Here is a 16570-nt window from a genome sequence, read left to right on the forward strand (position 1 = left end):
CATTACTCCATCGATGACCGATGGCTATGATTGCTATCAAAATGCATTGGCGGAGCGCATTAATGGCATATTGAAGCAAGAATTCTTACTCTATAAATGCCAAAACCTGAAAGAGCTACGTGAACTCGTCGAAGAATCAATAGTAATATACAATGAAATGAGGCCGCATTTGAGTTTAGGCATGGAAACCCCAAACCAAGTGCATAAAAAAGACCAGGAGCAAAAGCTACTGGCCTTCAATTAAAACCGTCAACGTATTTTAGGACGAGACAAGCTATAAAATAACCTGCCAATATGCAACATCAATCCAATCATCAAATTTTTTTCCAACTTGTTGAAAATGTGCAACCTTTTTCATACTAAACTTTTCGTGTAATGCAATACTGGCAGCATTAGGTAGTGCAATACCTGCCATAACAGCATGCAGATTACGCGTCTTTAAATGTGTGAAAAGTGCAGTGTAAAGTTGTGTACCCACTCCCTGTGCCTGACACTGCGCATCTAAATAAATCGAGACTTCAACGGAGTGTTGATATGCTTTACGCGCTTTCCACGGTGTTGCATAACAATAGCCAATGATCTTGCCGTTAACCTCAGCAACCAACCATGGTAAATGAGAATCAAGACTGGCCTGTATACGTTTTGCAATTTCGACCCCAGTAACCGGCTCAACTTCAAAGGTCACGGTGCTATTAAGAACATAAAAATTATAAATCTCAGCAATCGCTTCGCTATCATCTATTGTCGTATTTCTTATCATTATTAACTTACTCCCTGCTATTAATAATTGATTAATAGCAGAAAAAGCGCATTACAAATAGATGAAAAAACGCCACTAACTAAAAGTGGCGTTTGGGTAGTTTCGACAACAATAAGAAATTGCTTTTAAAAGAAGCCCAGTGGATTTTCACTGTAACTTACTAATAGATTTTTAGTTTGTTGGTAGTGGTCAAGCGCTAACTTATGTGTTTCGCGACCAATCCCTGACTTTTTATACCCACCAAATGCCGCATGTGCCGGGTACATGTGATAACAATTTGTCCAAACACGGCCAGCTTCAATCTTGCGGCCAAAATGATAAGCCCGGTTCATATTTCGACTCCAAACACCAGCTCCTAAACCAAATTCAGAACTATTGGCCAGCGCTAATGCTTCATCTTCATCTTTAAAAGTAGACATAGAAATCACTGGTCCAAAAATCTCCTCTTGGAATACACGCATATCATTGGTGCCTTTTAATAGCGTTGGCTGAATATAATAACCCCCGTTAAGCTCGTCTGATAACTGCTCTACTTCACCACCGGTAAGTACTTCGGCGCCTTCCTTTTTACCAATTTCAATATAGCTTAAAATTTTATCAAACTGCGCTTGTGATGCTTGCGCCCCTACCATGGTCTCGGTATCAAGCGGGTTACCCCGTTTAATTTGTAATGTGCGCGCCAGTACACGTTCAATAAATTGCTCGTAAATATCTTCTTGGATAAACAAACGTGATGGGCATGTACACACCTCACCTTGGTTAAAGTAAGCAAGTACAGCCCCTTCAATGGCTTTACTTAAAAATGCATCATCTTTGTCCATCACATCATTAAAGAAAATGTTGGGCGATTTACCACCGAGCTCTACAGTCGAAGGGATAATGTTTTCGGCGGCGCATTTTAAAATATGTGAACCAACAGGCGTTGATCCAGTAAAAGCAATTTTTGCAATGCGTGTGCTGGTTGCCAGCGCTTCACCCGCTTCTTTACCATAGCCATTCACTACATTTAATACACCTGCTGGTAATAAGTCACCAATCACTTCGAGCAAAACAAGGATTGATGCGGGTGTTTGCTCGGCAGGTTTTAAAACAACACAGTTGCCCGCTGCAAGTGCTGGAGCGAGTTTCCACGCAGCCATTAATAGTGGAAAGTTCCATGGAATAATCTGCCCGACAACCCCTAAAGGCTCATGAAAATGATACGCTACTGTGGTTTCGTCAATTTCACCAATTGATCCTTCTTGAGCACGCACACACCCCGCAAAATAACGAAAGTGATCCGCCGCCAGCGGAACATCTGCAGCAAGGGTTTCGCGAATAGCTTTACCATTATCCCACGTTTCAGCCACTGCGAGCATTTCGAGGTTTTGCTCAATACGGTCCGCAATTTTTAACAAAATATTACTACGCTCTGTCACCGATGTTGTGCCCCATGCTGCTTTTGCGTCGTGGGCTTTATCAAGTGCAAGTTCTATGTCTTCTTTACTTGAACGAGGTACTTTACAAAATACCTTACCGTTTACTGGGCTAATATTGTCAAAGTATTCACCGTTAACAGGGGCGACCCACTGCCCTCCAATATAGTTCTCATATTGCGCTTTAAAACTAACTTTGGCACCTTCACTGCCTGGATTTGCATAGATCATAATGTGTTCTCTCTTCAAATTGTTGTATTTTATTTAGGCGGTAGGTTATTGTTTATTTAACCGCTAACTAGTGAAGTTAGCCTAGTTCAACAAAACACATTTGATTCCCAGTCCAGATTTTTTGACTATTTGTCCAAATTTAAGGGAAAACACGAGGTAACAATGAACACATCACTAATCAACAGTCGCTTAGATAAAAAACGCCAACGTATTGATGTGCTAATTGAAAATAAGGTAAGTTTTGCCGGTGAGCATGCCGAATTAAGCATTTACGACACCTACCTTGATGCACAAAAAGTCGCGCTGCATTCCAGCGAACTATTATTTTGCGGCATGATCAGCGGTAAAAAAATTATGCATGTTGCCGACAGTGACTACCACAAAGAGTTTTTACCACACCAGTCGTTTGTACTAGCGCCAAAGCAAGGGGTATTAATTGATTTTCCAAACGCATCTCTTAATCAGCCTACGACCTGTTTAGCTATTGAAATTAGTACCGACAAAATTAGCCAAGTGGTTGATGCATTGAATGTTGAGCAGCAAATTAGCCATGATGATTTTTTTCATTATGAGCCTAAGTTAGTCCATGCAGAGCACAACATTCAAACCCAACAACTACTCGAACGCATGATCAATTTATTTAGTGAAAATGAGCAGCACAGAGACTACTTAATCGATCTTTCATTGAATGAACTTATCACTCGACTATTACAACAACAAAGCCGTGATTTAATGATTGCGAGTTGCAAACAGGGCAAGCTTGCAACACCACTGAGCCATGTTATCCAGTATATTGAGCAACATTTAGCGCACACTATCGACATTGATGTACTGTGTAAAATTGCCTGTATGAGTCGCAGTAAATTTTATCAACAATTTAAGCTAGCCTTTGGCTCTACTCCCGCACTTTGGCAACAGCAGCTGCGATTACAAAAGGCTTATAAACGCTTAGAAAAAGGTGAGTCTATTAGTAGTGTGTGTTATCAACTTGGTTTTAATAACCTTAGTCACTTTAGCAGGCTGTTTAAACAAACCTTTGGGGCAACACCTAAAAGCATTGCCAGCCATTAAGTTACTCTGTAATACGGTGCGAATATACTCGGTAAGTCACTGCCAACAAAATACAAATCGTACTCGGCACCAGCAAAGCTAAAAAGGCAAACTGGATAAAAAACCAGGCCCCTAAACAGCCGCCGATGATAAAACCTGCGATGATCAGCAAAAACAGTTTAGCTTTTCGTTTATCTAACGGCTCCCCCCGAAAAAAGCGCCCAAACATAATACCTAAATCAGTAAAAATTCCCGTAACATGGGTCGTACGAACAATAGCTCCACTGTAAGTGGTCGCTAGTGCGTTTTGCAAACCACACGCCGCCGAAGCCAAAAAGTGCCCATAGCCAGACCCCTCTGACAACAACCATAACGCTCCCAATAATAAAAAAGCTTCAATAAATAGCGCGGTGTCGTAATGACGCCCTAACTTTAATGCCGAGCTGTTCAGTAAAAAACCAGCAATGCATGATCCGACTAAAAAAGACACAAGCACGCCGAGCACATGTACAAGACCCAATACACTGCCCTTAATCATACCTACACCAAGTAAGGTGGCCGTACCCGATAAATGCGAGACTGCCTGATGTTCAAAACTAAGCAACCCAATCGCATTGACAAACCCCGCGACTAACGCAAGGATCAATGCGCCAACTTCTACCCATTTTGGTAATTTTGAAATCAAACCTCATCACCTTCGTAAACAAAAAGTCAGTTAATCTGTATGTTACGCTTATTTTTATCGTTAAAAACACTTTTTTTCGGGTCTTTCTATGGTAATTTACTGATAAGTAAATCGATTAAGTTGCCACCATGTCAAAACCTAAAAGCTGGACCTTAAAAAGTATTGCCAATGAATTAGGGGTTTCAAATGCCACCGTATCAAATGCGTTTAATCGTCCAGATCAACTGTCGAAAGCACGCCGAGAAGAAATCTTAGCTGCGTGTAAAAAACTCGGGTATTTCGGGCCAAATAAAGCTGCGCAATCATTGCGCCGTGGCACCTTTAATATTGTTGCCTTAGTGCTACCTGATAGCGTTGAGTATATGGTGTCAGATCCAGTGGCGAGTAGTTTTATGCGCGGTGTGTCATCGGTACTCGAGAAAAATGGCATTAACTTGCTGTTATTTTCTGGCAACAGCGACAACCTTAACAGCGTCGTTGACTTTGTTGACGGCTTTATTTGTTATGGTAGACCCCGAAATAAACAGCTAGTCGAACAGTTAAAAAAAGTACCAAAACATGTCGTTACTGTAGACTTTGACATTGGCCGTGAAGCGTCGGTCAATGTGAATAATCAACAAGCAAGTTTTGATATTGCCATGCATGCCCTCGAAAATAGTGATGATCGGGTGGCAATTTTAGGGCTCAGACTCCTTAATGATAATGTGTTGTGCCGAGTATATGAACATCATGAGTTTGAAGCAGGGCAATCTATCGCGCACCAACGTTTGCGGGGTTATCACCAAGCGATTAACGAAGCGGGCGTCACACTTAGCGATGATAGAACGTGGAATATTCCTGAAAGCAGTGAACGCTTCGCCAGTATTGCAGCTAAAGAGGCATTAAGCAGCACTCCCCGACCTAATGTCTTGTTATGCATGAGTGATTTAATTGCTTTAGCAGCCATGCGTGAGGCTATCAAAATGGGGCTTTCTATTCCAAACGATGTCAGAATTGTCGGGTTTGATGGTATTGATGAAGGCCAGCGATTTGTGCCAAAACTTACAACAGTACATCAAAATAGCGAAGAAAAAGGCCGCTTAGCAGCGACCTTATTTTTATCAAAAGAACAGCAAGTAGCGCAGATTGACTACCAGCTGCAAATAGGCCAAAGCGGTTAAGCGATAAAGTCAGCCAGAGAAATTAAAACTTGCTCATTATCATGCTGATCAATAATGAGGACTTCTCGGCTGGCAAAATTCACTTTAAGTTCAATTGAACTATCATCTTTATGCCAGTTTAAACAGCAACTAGTGCCTTCGCCTTTAATATTAAACTCACCATTAAATGCAGGATGTTCGTTACGCAGCTTAATCAATTTGATCAGTCCGTTAACAACCGGTTTAGCGAGTGCTTTATCAATATCAGCCGCGCTCAGATATGGGCGATTAATATCACGGCCTACATTGGTGTTAGCCAATAAATCCATGTCATTTTCACACGCAAATAATCCACCATAGTAAACCTGTGGAATACCCGGCGCAAAAAACTGTATGGCACGTGCGAGTAAATAATCAAAATCGTCTGCGCCAAGTGCGTTGTAATAAGTACAATTCACTTGATACAAGTCAACATTACTTGCAGCCGCACCGGTTGCTAAGCGACTTTGACCCTTGCTTTTTTCATGTATCGTTTCAACAAGATTATCAATTTGTTCAGCATCTAATAGCCCTGGCTTTTCACCCATTGGACCCGCATCAATAATGCCAATACCGTCATGTGTATCAAGCACGGTTAAACAATTACGCGGTGAAATAGCCAACCAGTCTACGAGTGCATCAGCGTTGTTACTGAATAAACTATGTAAAATCAAAGGAGGAAGAGCAAAGTCATATACCATATTGACACGTTTAGCGACTTCAACCTGTGTTTGATAATGGCTGTGGATTTCAGCAATGGTTTCCATGCCTAAATCATTTGCCTGAGCAGACAACTTGTCTAAATAAGCAAACGTTTCATCGAGCATAAAGCAGTTTGTGCCAGCTTGTTTAATTGCATAGCCTGCAGCGTCTAAACGAATGATATTGACGTTGTTTTCTGAAAACTTAGTTAATACATTATTTAAGTATTCAATACCTGCTAATGACTTAACATTTATATCAATTTGGTTATCGGTAAACGTGGTCCAAAAGTCATACGTATTACCGTCACCACACTTAATAGGTGTGAAACAGCTACCAGGGCGTGGACGATAAATGGCTTTTTGTTCTGTTTCAGACATTCCATTTGGGAAAACATCGTCTTTGGTTAAGAACAAATCCCAAAATTCAGACTCTTTGCCTTTCGCTAATACATCTTTAAATTGATATGACTGAGCAGACACATGATTGACGATTAGGTCAGCCATTAAGTCATAATTTGCACCTAATGCTTGAATGTCTTGCCAACTGCCAAGGCGTGAATCCACTTCACTATGATCAATGGGATCAAAACCAGCATCACTGCCGTCAATCGGGTTATAAAATGGCAATAAGTGTACACCTGCAAACACATCTTTAAGTGGGCCATTTAATAAATTACTTAATTCATCAATACCTTGACCAGTAATCCGGTCTGCGTAGGTGATTAATTGCACTTTATTGTTGATCATAATTGTTAATACCAAGTTGAAACTTAATCGATTAAGTTATATCTTTAACCACGACAGCAAATTATTCAAGCAGTTTTTATAACTTTTATACACTAAGATACATAGTAAAGGCGCAAGCCTTCATGTGAGGATACAACCATGAATAGAACACACGATCCTTTGCAAACGATTAGATGGCTGACATATATGATGTTTTTTATGTTTGCTATGACATCAGATGCCGTCGGTATGATCATTCCAGAGCTTATTAAAGAGTTTGATCTCAGTATGACGCAAGCCAGTGCTTTTCATTATGCACCGATGGCTTTAATTGCGTTTAGCGGACTGTTTTTAGGTTTTCTTGCCGACAGTTTAGGCCGTAAACAAACAATTATGCTAGGACTGGGTTTGTTTACAATTAGCTGCTTTTTATTTGCAGTGAGCAGTAGTTTCATGGTGTTTGTCCTGTTGTTAAGCTGTATTGGCCTTGCCATAGGCTTATTTAAAACAGGTGCACTGGCTTTATTAGGTGATATTTCTAAAAATAATTTAGAACACACCAAAACAATGAATTTAGTCGAAGGTTTCTTTGGTGTTGGCGCCATTGTCGGCCCTGCGTTAGTTAGCTTTTTAATCACCCAGAAAGTCAGTTGGACCTATCTATACCTTATCGCGGGTATAATGTGCTTAATACTCACGATTACCGCTTGGCGAGCTGACTACCCTAAACCTAAAAAGCAAGACAAGCATGCAAAGCCAGCCTCACTTGCGACAACCATGGAAATGATGAAAAACCCATACGCACTAGGATTTTCGCTAGCAATTGCACTTTATGTTGCAACCGAGGTGGCGATTTACGTTTGGATGCCGACACTTTTAGGTGACTATCAGGGTCCATGGCAATTCTTAGCGACCTATGCACTTACATTGTTCTTTATTTTGCGTGCCGCAGGGCGCTTTATGGCAGTGTGGTTATTAAATCATTTTAGCTGGCAAGCAGTTATGCTGTACTTAAGCTTAGGGATAGCACTGTGTTACATAGGGCTAATTTTAGGCGGCGTTGAGTGGGCTGTGTTTTTATTACCACTATCAGGCCTATTTATGTCAATGATCTACCCTACTTTAAACTCTAAGGGAATTTCATGTTTTGCAGTGCAGCAGCATGGAGCTGTGGCTGGCGTTATTTTATTCTTTACCGCCCTATCAGCCGCCGCAGCCCCCCTTTTAATGGGCATGATCAGTGATTACTTCGGGCATATCCGCTATGGCTTTTACTTAGCGACAGGGTTCGCATGTTTACTATTTTTAGCCATGCTCTATAACTATTTACGCAACCCTGCAGAGCACGCTTTAACTCAACACAGCGCGTTGAGCCATTAAAAAGTTATTTAAAATCAACGTTTGAATAGAAAACGTGCAACTTTTTGTTTAAAAATACTTGCACTATGTAAATTAATTGCTATCTTAACTTAATCGATTAAGATTAAATTTTAAGACAACAAAGTCACCTTTGGATTGAGATGAGGCACATTATGACAACACACAAACACGCCCTATACACTCTAAGCGCCTTAGCGCTTGCTATCAGCCACAATCTGTATGCTGAAGAGCAACAAGCACCGCAGGAAGCAAAAAAAACAGGCCTTGAAACAATTGTTGTGACGGGTGTACCCCGCCGCACAACCATCATGGCATCTAGCTCTTCGGTCAGCAGTGTTTCATTGGCTGAAATTGAAGTATCAACACCTCGCTCAACAGCAGAAGCATTTAGAACCATTCCGGGTGTGCGCTCTGAATCAACGGGTGGCGAAGGTAATGCAAATATCGCAGTTCGCGGCTTACCTGTCGCATCGGGGGGTGCTAAGTTCTTACAACTACAAGAAGATGGCTTACCCGTTATGCAGTTTGGCGATATTGCCTTTGGTAACGCAGACATTTTCATGCGCTTAGATTCTACCGTTCAAAGCGTTGAATCTATTCGTGGTGGCTCAGCCTCTACCGCAGCAAGTGACGCCCCTGGCGGTATTATTAACTTTATTTCTAAAACAGGTGAAAATGAGTCAGGCAGCGTGTCAACGACAGTGGGTCTTGATTACGACTCAATTCGCACAGACTTTGAATACGGTACTTATCTAAGTGACAGTGTCCGCTATCATATTGGTGGTTTTATTCGCCAAGGTGAAGGTCCGCGAGAAACTGGCTACACATCAAACAAAGGCGGTCAAATCAAGGCTAACCTAACCAAAGAGTTTGATACAGGGTACGTGCGTGTATACTTTAAGCACTTAGATGATAAAAGCGTGGGTTACCTGCCAATGCCAATGTATTCAAATGGCGACTCAATCCCAGGCTTTGACGCACAATCAGACACACCACATTCAGCATTATTTACACAAACCTTGCGCCTAAATGGTGATAACCAAATTAGCACCGGTGACATGACAAATGGTATGAACCCTGAAGTAACATCGCTAGGGTTTGAAGCTGCATTCGATTTAGAAAACGATTGGCGTATTGAAAATCGCTTTAGAAAATCATCTGTTAGCGGTAACTTTATTTCTCTTATTCCTGCCGAAGTAGCCAGCGCAAGCTCAATCGCTTCAAGCATTGCAGGCGACGGAGCATCAGTGATTTATGCTAATGGTGGCTCAGCTGGTCAAAACTATGGTGATAATCTGGCCATGCGTATCCACACATTTGATGTAACGCTTAACGACATGGGCTCTATCGTTAATGACCTAAAACTAACGAAGTCATTCTCTGATGACACCAGTGTTACTTTTGGTTACTTTGCATCTAGCCAGTCAATTGACATGTCGTGGCTTTGGAACTCATATGTTATGGAGCTTAAAGGCGATAATGCAGCCCTGCTTGATGTGGTAGCAGCCAATGGCGACAATTACTCAGAAAACGGGTTATACGCATACGGGACACCCTATTGGGGAAATTGCTGCCAACGTAATTACGATACAGAGTACGAAACACGTGCTCCTTATATAAACGTTGCTACCAAGTTCGGTGATTTAAGTATTGACGCAAGCGCTCGTTATGACAGCGGTGAAGCTCGTGGTAACTATGCCGGCGCTGTAACATCTACTGTCGATATGAATAATGACGGTGTTATTTCGATTCCAGAACAAAATGTAGCGGGTATCGATAACGCAAACCCAAGCATCGTTAACTATGACTGGAATTACAGCTCATATTCTGTCGGTGCGAACTATCAAATTGATCCAAGTTTTGCGACTTTTGCCCGCCTGAGCAAAGGCGGACGTGCGAATGCTGACCGTCTACTATTTGGTAAGGTTCAAGCTGATGGTTCAGTTGCAAAAGAAGACGCGATTGATGAAGTAAACCAGTACGAAATCGGTGTTAAAAAACGTTTTGATTCACTGTCAATCTTTGCAACCGCTTTCTATGCTGAAACCGAAGAGCAAAACTTTGAAGCAACATCACAAAAGTTCTTTGACCGCGAATACGAGGCTAAAGGGATTGAGATTGAATCGACTTACTTTATCGATGCATGGGATTTCCGTGGTAATTTAACTTGGACTGATGCCAAAATTGCAAAAGACGCGCTTTCGCCAGAACTTGTTGGTAATACACCGCGTCGCCAAGCAGATCTAATTTACTCTTTAATGGCGCGTTATAACTTTGATAAAGGTTCTGCTGGCTTAAGCTTTATCGGCACAACGGATGCGTACGCACAAGATAATAACGACCTGAAGTTTGATGGATACACGCAAGTAAATGGCTTTGTAAGCTATGACTTATCTGAAAACTTAAACTTATCGCTAAATGTAAATAACCTATTTGATACAGTGGGTATTACCGAAGCAGAAGAAGGGTCAGTGCCTGATAACGACATTATTCGTGCTCGTACAATCAATGGCCGTACAACATCACTAACATTAAAATATTTATTTAATTAATAAACACTCCCTTGTTTTAGCCCAGTATTTACTGGGCTTTTTCAGTTTAATACCATGACACTTAACTAAATTACTGAGTGTTCAACAAACCGCTTTTCGGTCTGCGCTTCTTTTTGTTTCAGCAATCTAAAAAGCGCTAGGCATAACATAGCAAACAATGCGGTAGTAATGGAGCCAAGTGTTGCAAACCGGAAGCTATAAAACTGTGCAATAATACCTGTAGCGCCCGCCCCGCACATTACCCCGAGCTTAATTGCATTGGTATAAAATGCAGATGTAAAGCCAATACGATCTGGTAATTGGTCTTGTAAAACCGTTAAACCAATCCCCGCAAAAATACCGTAAAACACACCATTTAACAGTTGCAAAACGATTAAGTGCCATACTTCAAAGGCAAAAAATACACCGACATAAAACACAATCGCACAGCAAAAAGCCCCTGCAAGCAATGTTATTCTATTGTGTGTTCTAGCAAGTTTAGCGCTATACAACATAATTGGAATTTCTAAAAAAGCCACCACCCCCATAAATATGCCTGGCGTGTGCTGTGCAAAACCCAGTTCATTAATACTGTAAAGAGGCAGCGCAGAGGAATACATTATGTTGCCTGTAGAACCCAACATAATAGCTAAACCTAAACACCAAAACGAACTGGGGGTCACTGGTGCTTGCTCACCAAGGCCGGTGCGCTTTTTGTTGTTGTAGTCTGGAATAAATAGAAAAGCAAAAATGAGTGCGAGTAATGCACACCCAGCAGCAAAATAAAAAGACAAACTAAATTGCCCACCCGACGCTAACAAATAACCTAAGGGCGGCCCACCGACCCAAGCAAATGAAATGGCAGCACGCAGACGCGAATTAAAGCTAGTTATATCAATGTTATCTTGTCGAGCTGCCCATTGCCTAGCGACTGTCATCATTTGCGGTATTGCAGCATTACCCATCGCTAAAAACAGCACTCCAGCAAGCATTACTTGCCAAAATGCAGTTGCATTGGCAAACGTAATGAGCGCACACACCATTCCTGAAACAGCCACCATAAACAGTGAACGTGCGCTTGTGCCTTTATCAGCCAAACCGCCCAGCCATTGGCTAATCACTATACCCGTTAAGGTAACCGCGACCATGTAAACACCTAAATATATAGGGGGGGAATTAAGGCCTTCAACAATAAATAAACTCATTAATGGGTTTACAAACGCGCCCATTAAGCCTGTTAACATACTGAGAAGAATAAAAATAACACCATGCTGCTTGAGCAACGTTTTCACGAAAAGACCCCATATAATGAAAAACCCACTATGACGTTACACAAGCCACAGAGGTTATTTAAAGGGCGCAAATTATACATGGCTTTTAGGTGAATTTCATTTTGTATTACAAATAAGCAGTGTAAAAAACTAAATATAACGACTGAGTAGAAAGTTATGGATAAAAGATTGATAGCTAAAATAAGTCATTTTTCTAACTGTTATCCAACAATAAGCTATCGTAATTACATATCACAGAAGAAAAAGTGTTATCTGGGTTTATGGTTTATTCCCCTTTCAATTTAAAAGGTTAAAGCCCAAGCCACCGTGTTTCATTACCTGTGGCTTTTTTGCTCAATTTATTTAAATTTTCATAATTAAATGGGTTATTTTAAGACCATAAAATCTTGTATTTAAGGCTCTAAGAAAAATTGATTAATCAGTGCCTTATCCTGTGTATTGACTTGTAACTGTAAAGCCCGTATTAAATCCATAGAAGTCGCAGGTCGGTTTGGAAATGCATAGTTTTCCCAGACTGACTTGAGTGCTTTAATAATGATTTCATCACCCACCCTATCTCTTAGTTTTGCAAAGATTATCGTTGCTTTAGAGTATTGATCATAACTTTTAGTTGAGTCTACAAGCGACTGTTTAGCTGAAATGTCCACACGTAAAGCTTGCTCATATCGCCTAGTTTCATACTCAATAAGAGAATTCATAGCGGCTTTCCCAAAGCGTTTTTCTATCATCACTAATTCAATATATTTAGCCATTGATTCGACTAAAAAGGCACTATCTTCATTAACGCTATTGCCTATATCGTGACCAAACCACTGATGGGCCGTTTCATGCACTGCACGTCGATATCGCTGATCAAAACCTGCATCAATACTTGGGCTTGCCCTAAAGCCTACTTTATTCTCAATGAGTATAATTTGCGGTAAGGCAAAACCAGTTCCTCCAAACTTAGGGGCTGCAACCAAACTCAATTGTTTTGCTTTATAAGCAACGACATTGTCTTTGAACCAAGTCAGTGTATCTTTCATTGCCTGTAAATGAATGACTATTGAATTTGGCGACTGTAGTAACGTTTTTTGCTTTGCAAATACCTGCAATTTAACATCCCCAAACTGCTCTATTACTGGTGAGTAAGGAATAGACAGCCAGGCTGGTAAATTATTGAATGCTGATGCCGCTTCAAACTTAAAAATTTCCCGATCATTTTCACGCTGAAGAGCGATTTGTTTGCCCTGTGTAACAACGTGGTAACCAACCGCAGTTGAAACTGTGCTCGACATTGTTATGTGATCATATCTATCTGGTCTATTTTTCTCAGAAGCAAACTGCTTAGAAGGGAGAGATACGTTCCTATCAAGTAAGCCATATTGTTTTCGAAGATTAATATCTATTAACTCATAATTAGCTTGGTAGCCAATCGTTGGCAGCATAGGCACAGAGCGAATATAATTAAACTCAGGAGTTAAAATATGATGTCCTACTGCTGGCCACAGCTTTGCTTGCCGAACCTCAAATCGAGACGAAAGTTGTCGTATTTCATTTGGTTTAATAGCACGCTCAAACTCATACACTGCTTGATTCAATGTTGGATAAAAGCGAACTCGCCTTGCACCTGCTATTTTTATGTTTGCCCATTTATAAAAACCAGCTCTACCAACTAAAACGTGTTTTATATCAACTGAATGAGGATTAGTAAGTGTATATGTGAGTTCAAAATGCGCAAACTGCTTGTGAGGATAAAAATCAACATTAGCATCAATATGACTAATAATTGGTTGCTTTTTATGCTTCCAATCAACAAAAGTTTTTTCGTAGTTTGCCTTAAATGACTCTCGCTTATGAGAATTAGTTAGCGGCTTTTCAGAAACTAAATTTATGTGTAATTGCACAAATAAACTAAGTGATAGAAAAATGGGAACCAATACCCAAGTATCCTTTACTTTTATCTGTCGCCGACCAACCCCTACACCACGGTGGTTAAAAATTTGACTAACAGCAACAAAGCTAAACACTGCAATAAGCCAAACTCTCATGTACGGCCAGTAATTATTTAAACTAGCACGATATCCCCAAAATTCATTGGGCGCTTGTAAAGGTGTCCAAGCTAAACTCCAAAAAGTATGAGTGAGACCAAAGAAAGTCATTACTGGCGTAAATTTAAGCAACAAGATAACAATGACAAATAAGCCAGCAACTAAAGAAGAGCATATGTTGAAAATACATACTGCCACCCAAGCAACTAAAATAAGCGGTAATAACATTAAAGCTAATATATAAATATGCTGACTAGGCTGATATTCACTGCCACTGAACCACTCTGCCAAGGAGGTGCCGATAAAGCTCATCACGGAAAATATTATCGCTAAAGTAGCTACCACTAATAATTGACTATATAAAAGTGTCACTGTTTTTACAGGCAATGCGGCAATAAGCTCCGCCATATTAAATCGTTTTGCATAACAACTTACCTGCCAACTCCAAAGAGCAAGCAGTAAACAACCAAAAAGTATATGCATATCAAATGCGTAGTGATTGATTGCATCTATACTCGTCGGGCTAACAATACTCATCGCTTCAGCATATTCAAATGATGAGGCGACACTGTTAAATACCACGACAGACCAGAGAAATAAAATGAGTGACGTTATTGGTTGTTTTAGTATATATGCAAGTGATAGCTGATAGAGTGTTCCCAGCATAAACCAATCGTTCCCTCTGGGCACTACGGACCTGTAATGCACAATCGAATTCAATACTGGCTCACGGATCTGTACGGGTTTATTTATATTTTTTTTAGTGGTGCGCATTGCCCAGATATATATAACCGTTGTAAGTACAATTATTACCAAACGGTTAATTATAAGCTCCCAATGGTGGGGCTCAGCAAAGCCAGCAATAAAAGCGGTGTATGCAAAGGGATCAAACCATAAAGACATCTGATACAAAGACTCGCTAACGATCCCACTACCCGCCAAAATGGGATTGCCAGTAATGCTAGCGAAAAACAAGTAACCAACCCATATCATGCCAAAAGTAGTATAGCTAACCAAGGCACTTTGAAACCTGTCACAGATCCAAAAAGCAATCACAATAAGAAGGTAGCAATTTGGAATTAGTAAAAAAAAGCTATTAAAAAATAGATGATTAACTGCCTGCCAATCAAAGCCATGCACTTGACATTGATAGAGCCAAATTACCAACGAACTCATCATTGAAATAATCAAAAGACATATAAGTAAGCTACCTACACGAAGCAGTGATCTATATTTAGATGTGATAGGCGTAGTACTGATAATCTCATCCATATTATGTATTTGATCACGCAAAAAAGTAACTGGGGCTATTACTCCAACCAGCACAGTGAGCTGTATCATTTGTATTGATAATAAGTGTAAAGAAAACTGCTTAAGCGTATTTCCCTCTTCAATAGCCAAACCAGAAGACAGTGTAAATGCAAATAATGGAGAAAAAATACTACATAACCAAATAATAGGCTGACTAAAAAGATACTTTAAGTCATTACGAAGTAGCATTTTTTACCTCTTGTGATTTTAATTCATAAAAATACTTATCTTGAAGTGTCACTTTTGCTGCTATTGCTTCGGCTGAGGGGCATTCCAAGGCAAAAACACGAAAAATAGGCTCACCATATCGATAGCTTTGACTTAATACGAATGAACCTTTAGCTAAATTTGATGGGAGACTTTTCAATAACCAGACATTACCAGCCAGTTGATTTATTAAATCATCCACATTTCCATGTTGAATGAGATGACCTTGATTGATCATTGCTACAAATCGGCACTGATTTTCTATATCTTCGACAATATGAGTAGAGAGTAAGACTAAACGCTCCTTGCTAATAGCCACTAACAAATTATTAAGACTTTCGCGTTCAGCAGGATCGAGCCCCGCAGTGGGTTCATCTAAAATAATAAGCTTGGGGTTACCGAGTAAGGCTTGCGCAATTCCAAAGCGCTGTTTCATCCCACCCGAAAAGTGGCTTACGTTTTTATTTGCAAATGTTGATAAGTTTAAAAGTGACAGTAAATCATTTATTTGTTGCTTTCGTTGCTTTGCATTAAGGCCTTTTAAAATAGCGATATGTTCCAGCAGAGCTCGACAACTCATCGTTGGGTACACACCAAATTGCTGCGGCAAATAACCTAACTGCTTACGCATATCATTTGGATACTTCAGAACATCTAAACCATCAAAGTTTATTTGGCCTTTATCAACGTTTTGTAAACACGCTAATGTTCGCATCAAACTCGATTTACCAGCTCCATTAGGCCCAAGTAAACCTACCATTCCTTTAGGGATACGAATCGTCACGTCATTTAATGCGTGTGTACCATCAGCATATCGCTTATTAATATTTTTTAGTGCTAGCATAGTTACGTTCCTTAATTAACGGACTGTTACCTTAAGTAACAGCTACTAAACTAGCGAGGAAGTAATGATCAACCCAAGAAAACACAGGATAAAAGTCAATATTTGACGTTCATCAGTAAAAATAACACTTTCATCATTACACTAGTGCAATAAAGGTCAAAAATAGTAAACTCGATTTAAAGTCTATAAAGCCTTGAAATGAATATGGTTTTGACTATATTAGTAT

12 protein-coding genes are annotated in these 16570 nt (G+C 40.2%); 5 read left to right on the forward strand and 7 right to left on the reverse strand.

All coding sequences use genetic code 11. The features are described from left to right. Positions 1-244, forward strand: a 244-nt coding sequence (locus LPA49_RS06435) for an integrase core domain-containing protein (protein ID WP_230235958.1), incomplete at its 5' end; no start/stop codon positions are given. 30 nt (positions 245-274) lie between these two features. On the opposite strand, the gene LPA49_RS06440 is transcribed toward LPA49_RS06435, so the two are convergent. Together LPA49_RS06440 and LPA49_RS06445 are read right to left on the reverse strand one after the other, a co-directional pair. After that, positions 275-760 (reverse strand): arsinothricin resistance N-acetyltransferase ArsN1 family B, encoded by a 486-nt coding sequence (locus LPA49_RS06440; RefSeq protein ID WP_036972311.1) that lies wholly within the window; start codon positions 758-760, stop codon positions 275-277. Positions 761-885: 125 nt separating this feature from the next. After that, positions 886-2406 (reverse strand): aldehyde dehydrogenase family protein, encoded by a 1521-nt coding sequence (locus LPA49_RS06445; protein WP_036972313.1) that lies wholly within the window; start codon positions 2404-2406, stop codon positions 886-888. 162 nt (positions 2407-2568) lie between these two features. On the opposite strand from LPA49_RS06445, the gene LPA49_RS06450 reads away from it, so the two are divergent. Continuing rightward, the gene (locus LPA49_RS06450) at positions 2569-3477 is read left to right on the forward strand and encodes an AraC family transcriptional regulator (protein ID WP_036972314.1); all 909 of its coding nucleotides are present in this window, start codon (positions 2569-2571) and stop codon (positions 3475-3477) included. Position 3478: 1 nt separating this feature from the next. Here LPA49_RS06450 and LPA49_RS06455 read toward each other — a convergent pair whose 3' ends face one another. Then, positions 3479-4141 carry a YoaK family protein gene (locus LPA49_RS06455; protein WP_036972315.1) on the reverse strand — a complete coding sequence of 221 codons (663 nt, stop codon included), beginning with the start codon at positions 4139-4141 and terminating at the stop codon, positions 3479-3481. A 128-nt stretch (positions 4142-4269) separates the two neighbouring features. Between LPA49_RS06455 and LPA49_RS06460 the strand changes: the two genes are divergently transcribed. After that, complete coding sequence (locus LPA49_RS06460; RefSeq protein ID WP_036972316.1) at positions 4270-5301, forward strand: LacI family DNA-binding transcriptional regulator; 1032 nt, start codon at positions 4270-4272, stop codon at positions 5299-5301. Here the strand turns inward: LPA49_RS06460 and gtfA are convergent. After that, positions 5298-6770: a sucrose phosphorylase gene (gtfA, locus tag LPA49_RS06465; RefSeq protein WP_036972317.1), complete on the reverse strand. Its 1473-nt coding sequence runs from the start codon at positions 6768-6770 to the stop codon at positions 5298-5300. The two genes, LPA49_RS06460 and gtfA, sit on opposite strands and share 4 nt — an antisense overlap. 138 nt (positions 6771-6908) lie before the next feature. Between gtfA and LPA49_RS06470 the strand changes: the two genes are divergently transcribed. Continuing rightward, complete coding sequence (locus LPA49_RS06470; RefSeq protein ID WP_036972319.1) at positions 6909-8129, forward strand: sugar MFS transporter; 1221 nt, start codon at positions 6909-6911, stop codon at positions 8127-8129. A gap of 152 nt (positions 8130-8281) precedes the next feature. Then, positions 8282-10681 carry a TonB-dependent receptor gene (locus LPA49_RS06475; RefSeq protein ID WP_230235960.1) on the forward strand — a complete coding sequence of 800 codons (2400 nt, stop codon included), beginning with the start codon at positions 8282-8284 and terminating at the stop codon, positions 10679-10681. A gap of 65 nt (positions 10682-10746) precedes the next feature. Here LPA49_RS06475 and LPA49_RS06480 read toward each other — a convergent pair whose 3' ends face one another. From LPA49_RS06480 to LPA49_RS06490, 3 genes are all read right to left on the reverse strand, one after another. Beyond that, positions 10747-11952, reverse strand: coding sequence for a sugar efflux transporter (locus LPA49_RS06480; protein WP_230235969.1), 1206 nt, complete (start codon positions 11950-11952; stop codon positions 10747-10749). A 392-nt stretch (positions 11953-12344) separates the two neighbouring features. Then, the gene (locus LPA49_RS06485) at positions 12345-15482 is read right to left on the reverse strand and encodes a M1 family aminopeptidase (RefSeq protein WP_230235970.1); all 3138 of its coding nucleotides are present in this window, start codon (positions 15480-15482) and stop codon (positions 12345-12347) included. After that, entirely contained in the window at positions 15469-16344 is an 876-nt protein-coding gene (locus tag LPA49_RS06490) for an ABC transporter ATP-binding protein (protein ID WP_036972323.1), read from the reverse strand. The genes LPA49_RS06485 and LPA49_RS06490 overlap by 14 nt, the downstream gene beginning before the upstream one ends. Between the last annotated feature and the right edge of the window lie 226 nt (positions 16345-16570).

The organism is Pseudoalteromonas sp. MB41 (assembly GCF_020966275.1).
Lineage (GTDB): Bacteria > Pseudomonadota > Gammaproteobacteria > Enterobacterales > Alteromonadaceae > Pseudoalteromonas > Pseudoalteromonas lipolytica.